Source organism: Pseudomonas sp. GW821-FHT03E01 (genome assembly GCF_059420765.1).
Window position 1 is genome coordinate 41,260 of record NZ_JBWKUI010000017.1, and the last position, 16,471, is coordinate 57,730.

At 58.6% G+C, this 16,471-nt stretch carries 16 protein-coding genes; 3 read left to right on the forward strand and 13 right to left on the reverse strand.

Going from position 1 to position 16,471, the window contains the following annotated elements:
* Positions 1-8 precede the first annotated feature (8 nt).
* Both recG and AC07VO_RS25770 read left to right on the forward strand, forming a co-directional pair.
* Entirely contained in the window at positions 9-2,084 is a 2,076-nt protein-coding gene (gene recG, locus AC07VO_RS25765; RefSeq protein WP_018927475.1) for an ATP-dependent DNA helicase RecG, read from the forward strand.
* Between the two features lie 78 nt (positions 2,085-2,162).
* Entirely contained in the window at positions 2,163-3,563 is a 1,401-nt protein-coding gene (locus tag AC07VO_RS25770) for an aminoacyl-tRNA deacylase and HDOD domain-containing protein (protein ID WP_064621108.1), read from the forward strand.
* 286 nt (positions 3,564-3,849) lie between these two features.
* Here the strand turns inward: AC07VO_RS25770 and AC07VO_RS25775 are convergent, their stop codons facing one another.
* Positions 3,850-4,233 (reverse strand): hypothetical protein, encoded by a 384-nt coding sequence (locus AC07VO_RS25775; protein ID WP_064621109.1) that lies wholly within the window; start codon positions 4,231-4,233, stop codon positions 3,850-3,852.
* Between the two features lie 531 nt (positions 4,234-4,764).
* Here AC07VO_RS25775 and AC07VO_RS25780 point away from each other — a divergent pair.
* Entirely contained in the window at positions 4,765-5,145 is a 381-nt protein-coding gene (locus AC07VO_RS25780; RefSeq protein WP_064621110.1) for a DUF6124 family protein, read from the forward strand.
* 55 nt (positions 5,146-5,200) lie between these two features.
* On the opposite strand, the gene AC07VO_RS25785 is transcribed toward AC07VO_RS25780, so the two are convergent.
* The 12 genes from AC07VO_RS25785 to AC07VO_RS25840 all read right to left on the reverse strand — a co-directional run bounded on the left by AC07VO_RS25785 (position 5,201) and on the right by AC07VO_RS25840 (position 16,124).
* Complete coding sequence (locus tag AC07VO_RS25785; RefSeq protein WP_018927471.1) at positions 5,201-5,605, reverse strand: hypothetical protein; 405 nt, start codon at positions 5,603-5,605, stop codon at positions 5,201-5,203.
* Between the two features lie 81 nt (positions 5,606-5,686).
* Positions 5,687-6,685 (reverse strand): hypothetical protein, encoded by a 999-nt coding sequence (locus tag AC07VO_RS25790; RefSeq protein ID WP_245846300.1) that lies wholly within the window; start codon positions 6,683-6,685, stop codon positions 5,687-5,689.
* Between the two features lie 44 nt (positions 6,686-6,729).
* Positions 6,730-7,485 carry a lysozyme inhibitor LprI family protein gene (locus AC07VO_RS25795; RefSeq protein ID WP_495007680.1) on the reverse strand — a complete coding sequence of 252 codons (756 nt, stop codon included), beginning with the start codon at positions 7,483-7,485 and terminating at the stop codon, positions 6,730-6,732.
* Between the two features lie 2 nt (positions 7,486-7,487).
* Positions 7,488-8,333 (reverse strand): tetratricopeptide repeat protein, encoded by an 846-nt coding sequence (locus AC07VO_RS25800; protein WP_086945176.1) that lies wholly within the window; start codon positions 8,331-8,333, stop codon positions 7,488-7,490.
* The gene (locus AC07VO_RS25805; protein WP_086945177.1) at positions 8,320-8,868 is read right to left on the reverse strand and encodes a hypothetical protein; all 549 of its coding nucleotides are present in this window, start codon (positions 8,866-8,868) and stop codon (positions 8,320-8,322) included. The genes AC07VO_RS25800 and AC07VO_RS25805 overlap by 14 nt, the downstream gene beginning before the upstream one ends.
* Before the next feature lie 19 nt (positions 8,869-8,887).
* Positions 8,888-9,019, reverse strand: a complete 132-nt coding sequence (locus AC07VO_RS25810) for a hypothetical protein (protein ID WP_256580758.1) — start codon at positions 9,017-9,019, stop codon at positions 8,888-8,890.
* Between the two features lie 10 nt (positions 9,020-9,029).
* Positions 9,030-9,479: a hypothetical protein gene (locus tag AC07VO_RS25815; RefSeq protein WP_086945178.1), complete on the reverse strand. Its 450-nt coding sequence runs from the start codon at positions 9,477-9,479 to the stop codon at positions 9,030-9,032.
* A gap of 76 nt (positions 9,480-9,555) precedes the next feature.
* Positions 9,556-10,299: a hypothetical protein gene (locus AC07VO_RS25820; RefSeq protein WP_018927464.1), complete on the reverse strand. Its 744-nt coding sequence runs from the start codon at positions 10,297-10,299 to the stop codon at positions 9,556-9,558.
* Between the two features lie 53 nt (positions 10,300-10,352).
* Complete coding sequence (locus tag AC07VO_RS25825) at positions 10,353-12,803, reverse strand: alpha/beta fold hydrolase (protein WP_086945179.1); 2,451 nt, start codon at positions 12,801-12,803, stop codon at positions 10,353-10,355.
* Between the two features lie 9 nt (positions 12,804-12,812).
* Entirely contained in the window at positions 12,813-14,255 is a 1,443-nt protein-coding gene (locus tag AC07VO_RS25830) for a TIGR01777 family oxidoreductase (protein ID WP_086945180.1), read from the reverse strand.
* An 8-nt stretch (positions 14,256-14,263) separates the two neighbouring features.
* Complete coding sequence (locus AC07VO_RS25835) at positions 14,264-14,734, reverse strand: cell division protein (RefSeq protein ID WP_086945181.1); 471 nt, start codon at positions 14,732-14,734, stop codon at positions 14,264-14,266.
* 109 nt (positions 14,735-14,843) lie between these two features.
* Complete coding sequence (locus AC07VO_RS25840; RefSeq protein WP_086945182.1) at positions 14,844-16,124, reverse strand: hypothetical protein; 1,281 nt, start codon at positions 16,122-16,124, stop codon at positions 14,844-14,846.
* Positions 16,125-16,471 lie beyond the last annotated feature (347 nt).

The following is a 16,471-nucleotide window of genomic DNA, read 5'->3' on the forward strand; positions in this document are numbered from 1 at the left end:
TCGCTGTCATGACCGAGTTGTCGCAAGTGTCGGTGACGGCACTCAAGGGTGTCGGCGAAGCCATGGCCGAGAAACTCGCCAAGGTCGGTCTGGAGAATCTCCAGGACGTGCTGTTCCACCTGCCGTTGCGCTATCAGGACCGCACTCGCGTGGTCCCGATCGGCCATTTGCGACCCGGGCAAGACGCGGTGATCGAAGGCACCGTCAGCGGTGCCGACGTGGTCATGGGCCGGCGCCGTAGCCTGGTTGTCCGTCTGCAGGACGGTACCGGCGGGCTCAGCCTACGCTTCTACCATTTCAGCAACGCCCAGAAAGAAGGCCTCAAACGCGGCACACGGATTCGCTGCTACGGCGAAGCCCGGCCCGGCGCCTCGGGGCTGGAAATCTACCACCCGGAATACCGCGCCATCACCGGTGACGAACCGCCGCCGGTGGATGAAACCCTGACCCCGGTCTACCCGCTCACCGAAGGCCTGACCCAGCAGCGTTTGCGCCAGTTGTGCATGCAAACCCTGACCCTGCTCGGCCCCAGCAGCCTGCCCGACTGGCTGCCGACCGAACTGGCCCGGGACTATCAACTGGCGCCGCTGGCCGATGCGATCCGCTACCTGCATCACCCGCCCGCTGATGCCGACGTCGACGAACTCGCCCTCGGTCATCACTGGGCCCAGCATCGTCTGGCCTTCGAAGAACTGCTGACCCATCAACTGTCCCAGCAGCGCCTGCGCGAGAGCATGCGTGCCCTGCGCGCGCCGGCCATGCCCAAAGCCACGAAACTGCCACAACAGTATCTGGCTAACCTCGGCTTCACCCCGACCGGCGCCCAGCAACGGGTCGGCAACGAAATCGCTTACGACCTCAGCCAGCACGAACCGATGCTGCGGCTGATTCAGGGCGACGTGGGCGCGGGCAAAACCGTGGTCGCCGCCCTCGCCGCGCTTCAGGCGCTGGAAGCGGGTTATCAGGTCGCACTGATGGCGCCCACCGAAATCCTCGCCGAGCAGCACTTCATCACCTTCAAGCGCTGGCTCGAACCGCTGGGCATCGAAGTTGCGTGGCTGGCGGGCAAGCTCAAGGGCAAAAACCGCGTGGCCGCGCTGGAGCAGATCGCGGGCGGCGCACCGATGGTGGTCGGCACCCACGCACTGTTCCAGGACGAAGTGCAATTCAAGAACCTGGCACTGGCGATCATCGACGAACAGCACCGCTTCGGCGTGCAGCAGCGCCTGGCATTGCGGCAGAAAGGCGTCGGCGGGCGGATGTGTCCGCACCAGCTGATCATGACCGCCACGCCGATCCCGCGGACGCTGGCCATGAGCGCCTACGCCGACCTCGACACCTCGATCCTCGACGAATTGCCCCCCGGCCGCACCCCGGTGAATACGGTGCTGGTCACCGACACCCGGCGCGTCGAAGTGATCGAACGGGTGCGCGGCGCTTGTGCCGAGGGCCGTCAGGCCTATTGGGTGTGCACGCTGATCGAAGAGTCGGAAGAGCTGACCTGCCAGGCCGCCGAAACCACACACGAAGACCTCACCGCCGCCCTCGGCGAGTTGAAGGTCGGCCTGATCCACGGCCGCATGAAGCCCGCCGAAAAAGCTGCCGTCATGGCCGAATTCAAGGCCGGCAACCTGCAACTGCTGGTCGCCACCACCGTGATCGAAGTTGGCGTGGACGTGCCCAACGCCAGCCTGATGATCATCGAAAACCCCGAACGCCTTGGCCTCGCACAATTGCACCAGTTGCGTGGCCGCGTCGGCCGGGGCAGCGCCGTCAGCCATTGCGTGCTGCTCTACCATCCACCGCTGTCGCAGATCGGCCGTCAGCGGCTGGGCATCATGCGCGAAACCAACGACGGTTTTGTCATCGCCGAAAAAGACCTCGAACTGCGCGGCCCCGGCGAAATGCTCGGCACACGCCAGACCGGCCTGCTGCAATTCAAGGTCGCGGACCTGATGCGCGATGCCGATTTACTGCCCGCCGTGCGCGACGCCGCCCAAGCCTTGCTCGAACGCTGGCCGGATCACGTCAGCCCGCTGCTCGACCGCTGGCTACGCCATGGGCAGCAATACGGCCAAGTGTGAGCACTGTCGCAGTTTCTGGACCCTGGCTTTAAACAAGCTGGTTATACTCCTGCAATTGTTTGAAAACGGATACAGACCATGACAGAAGCTGCCCTCGCCCCTGAAACCCCGCACGCTCCGTCTGTTATTCGGCTGCTGCTCGGCAAACTGGGCATCGCCTACCAGGAAGTCCTCGACCATCACGGCCTGAACGCCTCACGCAAAGTGCAGGCGGTTTTGCTGGACGATGCCGTCGGCGCGCTCATGGTGCTGTTTCCGCAAAGTCAATTGCTCGACCTCAACCGCCTCGCAGAACTCACCGGCCGCCGGTTGACCGCCGTATCCACCGAACGCCTGGTAAAAATGCTCGGCAAACACAGCCTGAGCCTGCTGCCCGGCCTGCCGGCGCTCACCAGCTCACCGTGCCTGTATGAAGAAAGCCTGCTGCGCGAACCGAAGTTGCTGATCAACTCGGGCGAGCCGGGCGTGCTGCTGGAAATCACCAGCGAAGATTTCAAAACCATGCTGACCAAGGCCAGCGCCGGCAACTTCGGCGAAGCCGTGCACAGCATCCGCCCGAACCTCGACCGCCCCGACGATGACCGCGAGGAAATCACCCAGGCCGTGCAAGCGTTCACCGCGCGGCGCATTCAGCAACGCCTGGAAGCGACCATCGAGATACCGCCGCTGGCCGAAACCGCGCAAAAAATCATCAAACTGCGGGTCGACCCCAACGCCACCATCGACGACATCACCGGCGTGGTCGAAACCGACCCAGCCCTGGCCGCCCAAGTCGTCAGCTGGGCGGCGTCGCCGTACTACGCCTCGCCGGGCAAGATTCGTTCAGTGGAAGACGCCATCGTCCGCGTGCTGGGTTTCGACCTGGTGATCAACCTGGCGCTGGGCCTGGCCCTGGGCAAAACCCTGAGCCTGCCCAAAGACCACCCGCAACACACCACGCCGTACTGGCAGCAATCGATCTACACCGCCGCCGTCATCGAAGGCCTGACCCGCGCCATGCCCCGCGCCCAGCGCCCGGAAGCCGGCCTGACCTACCTCGCCGGCCTGCTGCACAACTTCGGTTACCTGCTGCTGGCCCACGTCTTCCCGCCGCACTTCTCGCTGATCTGCCGCCACCTGGAGGTCAACCCGCACCTGTGCCACAGCTACGTCGAGCAACACCTGCTGGGCATCAGCCGCGAACAGATCGGCTCATGGCTGATGCGCTACTGGGACATGCCCGAAGAACTGGCCACCGCCCTGCGCTTCCAGCACGACCCAAGCTACGACGGCGACTACGCCGAGTACCCGAACCTCGTATGTTTGGCCGTGCGTTTGCTGCGTAGTCGCGGGATTGGTTCGGGTCCGGATGAAGACATTCCGGATGCGTTGCTGGAACGCGTTGGTTTGACGCGCGACAAGGCCAACGATGTGGTCAGCAAAGTGCTTGAAGCTGAAGTGTTGCTGCGCGAATTGGCTTCGCAATTTAGCCAGGCCTAAAGGCATCGTCGGATCGCCGCCCGGACCAAGCCACGCTCCCACAGGACTCAGGTAATCCCTGTGGGAGCGGGCTTGCCCGCGATGAATCCCCCACCGATCTACCTGATCACCACAACCCCTGTGGCGAGGGAGCTCGCTCCCGCTCGACTGCGCAGCAGTCGCAACCCAGCCGCCGCAGTGTGTGAGATACAACCGAAGTCTCAGGCTTTAGGGCCGCTTCGCAGCCCAGCGGGAGCAAGCTCCCTCGCCACAAAAGCCTCCTCCACTCCTGACTGGATCAAGGTTCTCAGGCCTCAGCCTTCGCCTTCCTAGGCTTCAAATACTTGGTCAACCCCTGAAACCAGATCACCAGCGCCGGGTTGCCCTTGATCTGAATCGACTTGTCCTGAATCCCCTGCATGAACGCCAACTGCTTGTTCTTCGCCTGCATCGTGGCAAAGCCATACGCCGCGTCTTTAAAGGCAATCGCAAACGCAGGCTCGGCATACACGCCGGACTTGCTGGTAATGCGCTGATCCTTCACCACGAAATGCCGCGCCACCTTCCCGTCCAGGGTCTGTAGCTGAAACACCAACGCCTTGTCACCCAACTGCTGCTGAAACGCAGGATTAGTCCGACTGGCCTTACCCATCAACAAACCCAGCATCCACAGAAGAAAACGAAATTTCATGCGCACAGCCTCAAAAGAAAAATGAACGGCCGGCGCAGTGTAGTCGCTTCAAGCCAGAACGCCACCATCGGGTTGCGTTAGAAGAAGATGAACCGTTTTTCCCGCATGATGACCGCTAAGTCACGCTTTGCACTTCATTCTGAGGGACCCGACCTACACCTAAAGAAACACATTCCTGTAGGAGCTGCCGAAGGCTGCGATCTTTTGATCTTAATGCCCTCAAACCACTCGGACATTTCCTTCAAAACGCCGGGCTGTCCGTGAACTAGGCGACCTTGGCGTTCACCGATAACCTCTGTTCGTCACCGCAAAATCGGTGACTCGGACGTGCAAGTCCGGAATCGGCACACAATCGGTTATGGCTATTCATTGAGCGTTTTCCTATGCTCCCGAATCGTTATGGCGGCTGTGTGTGGGAGACCTTCGGGTCTGCCGGTTTGCCGATTCCGGTCTTGCACACCTATACACAGCTGCCACCTCATTCGAAGTGCAAGCGAAACGGTGCTAGCTCCTAATATCGGTACTACTCAAATGATCAAGCCAACACCGAATCCCCCAGAAAACCCAGCCACATCCCCCTACGAATCCTTAGATTCCAGAAAACTCCACGAAGCCGCCGAACGCGCCCTCGACCACCATTTCGCCCCACCACCCAACGAAAAACCCAAGCGCAAAGGCAAACTCTTCACCGTCTCCCCCGACATCGACACCGAAGCCCTCCTGGCCAACGCCTCCGAAGACCTGAAGTCCATCAGCGCCATCGCCGCCGACCTGGCCGATGACATCGAAGGCACCCGCCGCTCAGTCGCCCTGGCGCTCAGCAGAATGGCGGATGGAGTGCAGTTGTTGGTGGAGCGAGCGCTGGATCATATCGATTCGCCGAATCCGGCGGAGCATCGGGCTAAGGCATAAAGGGACCACAGAAAGAGAAAGGGGACGTTGAGTCCCCTTTCTCGATAATCTCGACTCACCACTGACAGCCTGTCTCTGGTGACGCCTCCATGCTGATATCTTGATCGAACGAATATTTCTTACCGGATTTGTAATTCGTATAGGTCATCCCATAGATCCGAGCACCCTGACGGACCATCTCATACTCACCCGTCAGCGCCCCCTCGGAAACTTCCACCCAAGTTGTCGTGAATTGATAGGGCCGATCCTCTGCCAGGATTTCTTGCTCGGTGCTTCGATGGACTAGAGAAATGGCCTTCTTCGACTTGCTATACCTAACCCCAGTGCCGCTCCATTGGGTAACCGAGTCGTAATAGGTTCTGAATTCGAAATTGATGTTTTTACCTTCCAGCGAACGGAAACACGAGACCTGTGTTGTGATCTCACTACGGGCCGTCAGCGGCAATACCAACAACAGCATTAAAAATAACTTCTTCACAGATCCCTCTGATCTCATTTTTTTGAAAACGATGTCGTGCTCTCAGTAGAGCTTACCGCATGCCTAAAGTGAAAAATCCGAGACTTTTGCAAGCCGCCAACATTGCCCACGAACAAACTGATACTCGAAGACATAATCGGTATCCGGCTTCTGCAGGATCGCCGTGGCGTTGTTGCCCCGCTCTTCCTTGACGGTCAACGTAAGACCATCGGCCTCTCGTTTCACACGATCCGGGATGATTGGAAACTTGATCTGATCGCCGCTGACGCTGCGCTTTTCCATCTCAGGCTCGGGATCTCCCGCCACAGTCGTGAGCATTTTCAGCGGCTGTTGGACGAAGGCTTTCTGCAAGTCTGCGCGTTCGGAGAAAGCTGAGAGGAACGTTGAAAAGTCGGTCGAGGGGCAAGAATCACTGGCCGCGTCACCATCGGCTTGTAGTGTCTTCTGACGGTTGCCCTGACCCAGTTTTGAATTCGCAATCATCTTTGCATCCAAGTCTGCCAAGCGCTTCTTAATGCTCGCCGCATCCTTGTAAGCACACTCGACTTCTACGTCATCTTCCAGATTTAGACCGTCGCGGCAGTTCTGCAACTCAGGGTCTGGCGGGTCACCGCGAAAAAACTGCAAGGACAAGTGATCGCCGTCCTTGAAGAGCGGCAGTTCCAGCACCGAATAGGAATCACCTTCGAAATGGCTGTGCGAGACTTTGTGTTTTGTCAGAACAAACATGGACTTCCCCGCTCGCTCAGGGAATTTGCGCTCGAAGAAGAACACCGAGGCAATTTGTTCGCCTTCGACCTTCCACACATAATTCAGCGAAGGCTTCACCGCATTCATGGGGGCGTAGAAAATTTCAGCATCAGGCACATGCACGCCCCCAACCTGACCTTTAAGGTTGTTCTTCAAAAAGAACACCGTGATCTTTTGATCACCCAACGAAGCAACCACCGGCGGATGCAGCTCGCCTATGGTTTGTAGGTCACTTGCCGATGCCGGTTGAGCCGACAAACCGACCATGCATCCGAGCGCAGCAATAAAACTTAAGAGCCTGGCCAATTCCACCCACTTCCCTGTTGATCAATCTTCAAATATTTACACTGATGGTTTCACGCTGCTTCAGGAGCGCCGCACTTCAGTTCTTTGATTTGCTCATTCTGAATCGGAATCACGCAGGCGAGACGCTTCTCTCCGTCCCCACGAAGCTCGAACAAGCTGAGCGTCAGGTGTAAACCATCGGCAGCAAATGCATGATCCTCAAACAACGCACTGGCATAGCCATCCCAAAACGATTTGCCGTCAAAACTGCAAAACCGCTTGGAGGAAAGCACTCTCCAACCGCCGTTAGGCGCCAAAATCTGAACCGTCAAACAAGGGCTGCCAAAGGTGCTGACATAACGCGCCACGACATCGCCGAAGCGCTGGGAGCCGGACAGGAACACCTTGTTGAGATCAACCACATTACCCGGCTCATCAGCGACGATAGTGTCCAGATAAGCCGCACGCTCCAGGCTCATTCTGGCCACGCAGTTGTTGATAGTCGTAATATGCAGCGCCACACCGGGCTCGCTTTCCGTGGCTTCGAGCGGGCACGTGGTGTCGCGCAGCTTGATCCACGCGCGCTGGGCCTCTCTGGCCATCGCCATCAACGCCTTGCCCTGTTCAGGGTCGCGCCGCTGCTGAGACTCGAACCGCGCTAGCAGTTTCTTGTAACTAGCATTGAGCTGTACGTCGGCTTCTTTGCGTGCCGCTTCCACGCACAGATCGATCTGCCAGCTCACGGTGGTCTCTTTGCATTCGTCCTTGGCCATCGCGATGGAGGCAAACAGGCATCCAAAGGACAACGCGATAGAGCGCACAAACATATTCAATTTTTCATTCCCTGAATTACAGATCGCTCAACTACACGTTGCGGAATTTTCTGCGCCTTGCCGTCGGCGCTCATTGCGTCGCGGTATTGGCTGTAATAGCGCTGCGCTTCGTCTTCGCGACCAAGGCGCCACAGTGAATCGGCGATGTTCAACATCAACACTGTGCGTTTACCGAGCGCCTCAACGCCTCGATAAAATTTCAGTGCAAGCTCATCGTTACCACCCTCGGCCAAGTAGAAACCCAAGTCATTGAACGCCTGAACATTACGCGCCGGTGGATGACACGCCATGTAGGACTCCGGACTCAAAAAGCTCAGGCTCCATTCGATGGATTCCGCGCGGGACTGCGCCGGCTCGATGTCCACGACATGCCTCAACAAGTCCTTTGGGGGCTTCGTCTCCAGGACGGGATTGAACACTTCACCGTCGTTGGAAACCCACTGATTGCCCACCCATTTACCGACACAAAAGCTGGCAGAACGCTCAGCCAGCACGCAACCGGTCTCCATCGAGATCACATCGCAATGCTGTTGCGACACCAGTTTTTCTTCACCACTCTCGACCGACAACATGCCGAAGCTCACCGGGTCGAGCAACAAGGTTTTCTTGTCAGGACTGAGCCAACCGGAGTGCCCATCAGCACCAACGTCGATGCTGAAGAGCGGGAACGTTTTACCACTTGCGGTGAACCAAGCAGTCGCCGACTCCACACCGGGCATCGTCCATTCTGTCGCCCGAAACGTCACTGAGTGTCCGCCGACACCGACTATTGGCAGGTCTTGGGCAAAGGCACTGGCGACAAACAGGCTGCCGAACATCAACACCCACTTAAGGCTGGCCATAAACGATCCTTTTCACTGCAGGGCTTTCCGATTGCAGTTGTCTCTTCGTGACGCCATAAGCCTCGATGAGCCCCTCCCAAGAACCTTTCGAACCAAACGACCGATAGCTATTGCTGTAGCTGTAATGCTCTAACCGTCCGGCCGTCGAGTAATAACCGCGCCATTCAGGGCAGGATCCGCACCCGCCATAACCGCCGATTGAAACCAGGCTGCCCGTGGTTCCTTTCACACAATCCATCGCCACTACCACGTTACTCAGCATCTTCGTCTTCGCACCGTCGGACGTGAGCTGTGAAACTTTGTCGATGTTGCGCCGAAGCACTTTGCCGCCGATGTTGATTGTCTGGTCGGAGCAGACCGGGATTACGTGGGTTTCAGTGTCCTGCACCGTCACGGATCGACAGGACGACACCAACACCACCTCAACGCCGCCACACTGCATGACATCGCGTTGGGTGTAGGCATCCGAAGGCGCGGCGAAGGCTGGAAACGAGAGCAGCAGCGAAAGGCTGCCCGCGAGAAGACGCTGATTCATGGAAAATTCCCTTTCACCGTTAACTGGGCTGTTTTTTTGCGAGGCACTTTGCATAGCCGTCGGCTCCTGCTTCGGCGGTTACCGGGATGGCGTAGGCGAGGGGCAAAAGTAAAAGAGCATTCAGCGTGGGCTGAATGAAAAAACGGTTCATCCAATCATCCTTAATCAAGCGGCGGTGATTCCGCGTCAGTGATCGTCAGCAGCCGAAACTCATTGTTCACAAACTCGTAGTAACGATCCCGGTAACGACTTTCCAACCGATTGCCTTGCGCGTCTTCTTCGCCATCGAGCGCGAGGCCGGAAATGAAGATCAAGCGGCTATCGGGCTGGTAGGCCATATCGAAAGTGCTGCCGTCGTATGCGTTCGGCAGCCCGACGACAACGTCCCCCGTACGCGCATCCAGCACTTCGCCGCAAATGGCGCTGCCGCCACAACCGAGCCTGTACAGGATGTAATGACCGGCGAAATTGACCTTACCTTTCAGAGCCCGCGCTCGTGCTTGATCCATCATCGCGTTGCCGTTTTCTTGCGGTACCGGTTCATGGTTGGCGCCGGTGAACACTGGGGTGACGGTGTAGTCCTTGAAGTCCGGGTCGGCGGCGAAAGCCATGGACGTGGCAATGGCCAAGAGGCCTCCGAGTAGAACTGAACATCCTTTCACGCTGTAACTCCGTATATGGGGTACATCATTGGGCTGCTTTCTCAAAAACAATACTGCGCACCGCTGTTTTGATTTGTTCAAACCCTTCGGCGCTGATAGCCAAAGGAGTGGATGAGCCTGACTCTGCTGAGCCGATCAGTACGCTTTCGCCCCTGAGCAAGCAGAAAGCGACGCGAGTGATGTGACGTCGTGATTTGTCATGGAAACCGAAGATGAACCCAGATGACTTCTCCCCACCCAGTGCCTCGAAGGTGTAGCTTTTCTTGGGGCCCGCCAGCGACGTGGGCTCCCAACCGTGATCGGTCAGGGTCGCCGGGCATCTGCGGTCGTTGTCATCACGTAGGACTTGCAGCGCGATGGAGTCCTCTTCCGGGGGCTTCCGGGCCGTGAGCCGGGAGAAGCTGTCAGCGTTTTCACACATCACGCCAAACCACGGCTGACTCAGGTTGTCGGACTTCTCGAAATGCCAGTCATAACCGCTCGATGTTTCCGCCTGCCATAAACCAGGCGCGCTGGCCCGAGCGGGCAGTTGTTTACCCGCGACAAACACCAGATAAAAGCGATCGAACGTCAGCCATTGGTCTTGCAACAACGGCATGGAGAACCGACACGTATCCAGCTCGACAACAGCCTCGGTCGGACCGTGTGCAACCGCCGACTGGCCTGACTCACCGCCGACCACCACGGCATCGGCGGCGAGAGCTGTATGCGTCAGCGCAACCCAGCCAAGTAGCGAACCCCGCAGCCATGAAGACTTGATTAAGCCCATCAACCGACATCCCTGTGCATAACGTTATCGACGACTGCTCAACAGCAGTCGGTTCATCCTTTGTTCGCTGGAATGATCAACTTCAACTCACCATCGCGGTACACCACCTCACACCCCAGCCACGCCGGATCAACCTGCGGCATCACCGCCGAGGGCTTGCGCAGTTCACGCAGCAACGTCGAGCCGTGAGACAACCGCCCGCCCATCCGCGCAATCACCGCCCGCGCTGCTTGATAGTGCGCGTGGCGACCGGGGTCGAGGGTGTCTTCGAGCAGGATGTCGGCGCCGAGCACGCCTTGCACCTGCCCCGGATAAATCATGAACCCGGTCGCCTGCTCCGTGCCTTCGCGACCGTCCTGCCAGAAGCTGCCGTCGCGGGTACGAACGTCGGGATGCGGCGCAAACCAATGCTCGCGATCTGCCAGCGGCATGGCGTGATGGAGGCGGAAGAAGATCCGCATGAGATTGTCGCGATACCACTCACGCACTTGCAGGTAGTAGCCGCGCAGGCCCGGCAGGCCAGTTGAATGGGCTAAGCGGATAAACCCCGGCCACTGCGGGAAGGCCTGCAACGGCAGGTCGGTTGGTGCCGGGCGCGGTGTGGCGGGATCGGTTTCCCACGGCAGACGATGTGGGCTGTGTTCAAGGTCGTCATAAGCCGTCGGTGGCCGTCCCAACAGGTCGCCGCCGCTGCTGGCCAGTGAGGTGGCGATGCACAGATTGCCTTGCACCACGAACACATAAAATCGGGTGAACCAGTCGGCCAGTTGCCGGCCGTCGGCGCCTTGGGTGGTGAGCTCGGACAGTTCACCGTCGAAGCGCCGCAAGCCATGCTCAAGGCTCAGCAAATGCCCGCGAGCAACGCGCTGCATACGCAGGAATAACGGTAGCGAATGTAACATCCGTAGCGGTCGCCAAGGCAGATACGGAGTCGCGCCACCGACTTCGCCGGCGTAGCTGCTGGCAGAGATGCCCCAGTCTGCGAGTCGTGCGAGAAACAAATCGTTGTTGATGTACGAGGCGCCGCCAAACACCGCCGTGAACGGTTCGTTGTCCTGCAACACCCGCGAATCCCAACGCGCCATGATCGCTGGAATACTCGCCGCCGCACGCCGTTGGGCGTACTCCACCAAAGTGCTGGGTTGGGGCGGCAGGATCTCGGCGATGTTGGCGGCAGTCAGGTGCCGACGCCAGCCGTAATCGCTGATCGGCCGGTATTGCAGCAACCATAGTTGCTGGCCATCCCAGGCCCATTCGACGTCGCCAGGCACGTAATGGAAGACTCGCAACACGTCTTGCAGAAAACGCCACAACAGGTCCGCTGTCAGGCCGTGGGAAGGTTTGAAAGTATCGCTGCCCCAAGAGTCGCCGAGGCGGGAAAGGATCGCCCGCTCGGGGCTCACCCGACCATCGGCCAACGACTCAAGATGACCTTCGACCCATTCCAGTTCCACCGACAGATGTCGCACAAAAGCGATCCCGGACAACTGCGGTGTGATGAAGCGTTGCACCACCACTTCTTCCACACCTGCCGCGCTCAGCTCGGCAATGCGCGCAGGCACGTTGGGCGTCGGTTCCCGCAGGAATGTGGTGCTCAGCCCGGCGTTCGCCGCATCGGCTTTATCCTCGCCATAACTGGAGGAGCGCACCGCCCACGTGGCGTCCGGTTGGCTCGCGAGAAACGCCAGCAGACGTTCATCGTGACAATCATTGAGTGACAGCGCCGGCGGCACCGCTTGCCCGGCCAACTCGGCCAGACGCAAGCGCCCGCCCTTGGTATGCGCGACGAACCCACGCTCGCCCGACTCCAGCCACGCAGCGAATTCGGCCGGCGAGTCGATCCACGGGTAATGACCCCAACCGGGTTTCAGGCTGATAGTCAGATCAGCGCGGGCAAGAATGGCTGACCATGCTGCGGCCTGAGCGATGCCCAGCACATTGTCCTGATCGCCCCAGACCAGCTCGACCGGATCAGTGATCCACTCCAGCAGCGGCAACGCGGTGTCTGCTCGCACCAAGTCCCAGTGCGGCACAAACGCGCGGCAGCGGGCATACCCGGCGCCCATGCGCTGGTATTGCGCGGGTGTCCAAGTCTGATTGGAGAACTTGTGTTTAAAAAGCGCTGGTTTGTTCGCCAGCAACCAGTGAATGGTCTTGCGAATCGGCAGCGGCGACATCAACGCTGGCAGCCGTCGTTGCCACAAGAACGCCCCGACTGGCGCGAGCAACACACTGCGGCAAAAGTGCCCCGGCTGACGTTGCAGCGCATGCAACACCAGCAACGCATTCACCCCGACCGCCATGATCGCGCTGCCCTGCACCGTCATCGCGAGCAACGCTTGAGCGTACGCCGCGAGGTCTTCGCAGGGTGCCTGTGGATTGTTGCCAAAGCCCGGCAACTCCAGCGGCACCACCTGATAGCGCTGAAAGTGCGGCAGCGCATCATCCCACCAATCGGCGGCGCTACCGTTGCCGGCCAGCAGGTACATCAGGGGCTTGCTCATGAACAATCCTCAGGCCAGATCGCGCAGGGCGGCGTCGAGGGCTGGATAGCGGAACGTGTAGCCCGCCTCGCTCAAACGCTCGGGCACCACACGCTGGCCGTCGAAAAACAGTTGAGCCATTTCCCCCGCCAGTGCGCGCACCGGTGCCGCCGGAATGTGAAACCACACCGGACGCTTCAAGACCTTGCCGACCTGCTCGGCAAACGCTGCCTGACTGACCGTATCCGGCGCCACCAAGTTGTAAGTGCCGCTCAAGCTCTCATCATCGAACGCGCGTGCGATCACTTGAATCACATCGTCGCGATGCACCCAGCTCATGATCTGCTGACCATCGCCCATGCGTCCGCCAAAGCCCAGGCGAAACGGAATCAGCAACGGCAACAACGCACCGCCCGGCCCGAACACCACGCCGAGGCGCATCACCACCTGACGCACACCGAACTCAGTGGCCGGTTGCGCGGCCGTTTCCCATTGCGCGCAGAGTTCGGCCATGAAGCCATCGCCCCTGGTCGATGTTTCATCGAGACGTTCGCTGGCATCGCGCACGCCGTAGAAGCCAATGGCCGAGGCCTGAACCCACAACGCCGGTTTATGCGTGGCATTTTTCAGCCAAGTCATCAGCGCTTCGGTGGTATTGACGCGACTGGCGATCAGTTGTGCCTGACGCTTGGCGCTCCAACGCGGACCAGCAACCGGTGCCCCCGCCAGGTTGATCACCACGTCGAAGGTTTCGTTGTAACCGAGTTTGCTCAGCGAACGCAGGCAACGGGCGCGGCCGTCGAACAGGTACGCGGCTTTCAAAGGATCGCGAGCCAGCACGCTGACGGTGTGGCCGGCGTCGAGCAATTGATTGACCAAGGCTTCACCGATAAACCCGGTGCCACCGGTCACCAGTACCCGTTTGTAAGCTCCGCCAGCGAACGGGTTAGACGGCTTACCTTCGCGCTGCATGCGCAACGCCGCCAATCCGTCACGAATACCCGAAGCCGTAACGCCGATAGCGAACAGCGTCAGCAACCAGCCACGCCAGCCGAAATCGATAGCGCTCAGGCCGGTAGACAAACTCGCCCACTGCGCCAATTGCCCCCCGTACAGAGCAAAGAAAGCCCCGCCGTTCACCGCCAGCACGGTATGCATGATGCGCTCGATGGCCGGCAACTTGCGGCTGCGGTCCTCGACCACGAAGTCCCAGAGCGTCAGGCCGATCTCCAGCGCGAACAGCAGCGCAATCACAATCGCCCACGTGCCGTGGAATGCCAGATGCGCCATGCCCAGAAACAGAATCCCGTAGAAACACGAGCGCATCGCGTGGATCGACAACTCCAGCCGGGCACTGTGGCGATACGGCAACGCCACCGTCAGTTCGTGGTGGTACAGGGTATCGAGCGCACCCAGGCAGGCCTGGGCAATCAACAGAGCAATCGCCCAATCCAGGAGAGAAAAGTCAGGCATGGTTGGCATCACTCGGTGTGTGTTGAGGTGGAGGTGCGGCGGTCGTGGCGATACAGCCAGATCAGCGGAGGCAGTAAAGTGAGCAGCGCGAAGCTGTCGAACCACAGATGCGACCAGACCTGCGCCTGGAGGGAAATCAACATGTCCTGCGGCGCCCAGAGCACGATGCCGGCAATCAACCAGCCCCATGCCATAGGGGTTTTAAGACGATGGCCGAAGTGCACGAGGGCGAGCATGTAGAGGGAATAGCTTTGCAGCGTGGCGCCGAATAGGGCGAGCCACCAGACTTGTTGCGCGCGGGCGGCGGTGGGTACGGTGTCGGCCAACCAGAAGGCTTTTTCGATAGTTTGCAGATAGCCGTCGAGCGAACCGGAATGGCCGGCCCAAGTCAGCAGGATGCTGACGAGCAGATGCACCAGTGCGGCGGCGTATAGCCAAACGACCAGGGCTTGGCGAAGGGTATTTGAGGGGACTGGCATTCCGTGTCCTGAGGTCTTCCTTGAGGGGCGCAAGTCTAAAGGAAATCGGGAGATTTAGTGATTAATCACGGGACCGGTCTCGCCTCTAAAATTTCTAATAGAAAATCGACTAACAACCATCGGCATCGTTGCATTGAACCCAGCCCCGAATTTCCTTTCCTTTGGGGGTTTTAAACATGATTTGCAGCCACCCGGCCTCAACCCCTTCCTGCAACACCGAGTCGCCCTTGATCAAATACATTTTCGTCATGTCCGCCAAAACGGGCGAACTGTGAATCGAGGTCTTTTTGTTAATCGTGAGCGTCACCCTGTCCCCCGCTGCCCAGCGTTTATAGGCGGCAGAATTGAGTTTGGCGACGATCCCCTCAGCGGTTTTATAAGGGAACGTGTAGATCAACTCCGACGACTCGGAATCGCGCGCAATATCGCCGCCATTACCAAAATAATTCGACAACCGCTCATCTCTCACATAACCCGCCGCCGTACGGGAATACGCATGAGTGGTGTAATACTCGCCCAAATAATTAACGCCCGTATCAGCTCTGATTCCGACCGCATGAATGACGAATAGCATCGGCTCGGCTTCGGGTTCAGCCTGCGCAAAGAAAGCCGCTTGCACTCGTCCAGTGGCCGCCAAAAATGGCAGGCCGCCTATGTTCTTTTTTGTACCATCGGCACAATTTACATAATCGACGTTGATGGCGACGTCATCGGCGTCTTGGGATTCGTCTTCGGGCAGTTTGGCGTGGTTGAAAACGATAGAGCCCGAGTCTGTGTTGAGCGCTGGGAATGCTTCACTTTTTGGGGGTTCGCAGGTGATCCTGGAAAGGATCTTTTTCAGGCTTGATCTCTCGCTTTCATAAAAAGTATTGCACTGAGAAACAACGACAAAGCCCTGTGCTGTTTCTGCTTGAAGTGTGTTGCAGATTAATCCGAACCCTTCAACACCGCCCGGCCTAGGATAAATGACGTTTTTCATGTCCAGCAGCTTCCAGCCTTGCTGCTGCATCGACGCTTTGGCTGTCGCCGTAGCGTCCGAAAACTCCATGATTGATTCAGCATCAGGCAGTTCGATCAGCTTGTTGTAGCGCCGTGTATTGTCGATTCCGACAACCGCCAAAATGTCCTGCAGATTTTTCCCAGTGACAATGACAGTGGGGAGACTATCGAAGTTGTTGGCGTAGTCCGGCTGGTTACGGGGTACAAGCTTGAGTACGTTCACGCCCCCTTCCTGAACGCAGCTTGCAACCTTCAGTTCTGTTTGAGGCACGTCGAACGGGCAAGGTTGATCTTCAGCGAACGCATCCGTGCCGCCAAGGAACAGGCTCAGAACAACGGCGCCCATCAGCGCCGCCGTGAAGCCGTATCCTTTTTTAAAAATACAATCCATGTTGATCACTCAAAAAACCTACGGTTTAAACGGCTCAGGTGTCGTGTTTAAAAACGCTCAATCATCCGCCTACGTAGACGTCGACACCATCGGACATTTCCTTCAACACGCCGGGCTGTTCATGAACTATCCAGCGCTCGCGCTCATCGATAACCTCTGTTCGTCACCGCAAAATCGGTGACACGGACGTGCAAGTCCGGCGGGATACACAATGGTTATGGCAATTCATCGAGCATTTTTCTATGCTCGCGAACCGTTATGGCGGCTGTGTATGGGAGACCTTCGGGTCTGCCGGGTAATCCCGCCGGTCTTGCACACCTATGCACAGCTGCCACCTCTTTCGAAGT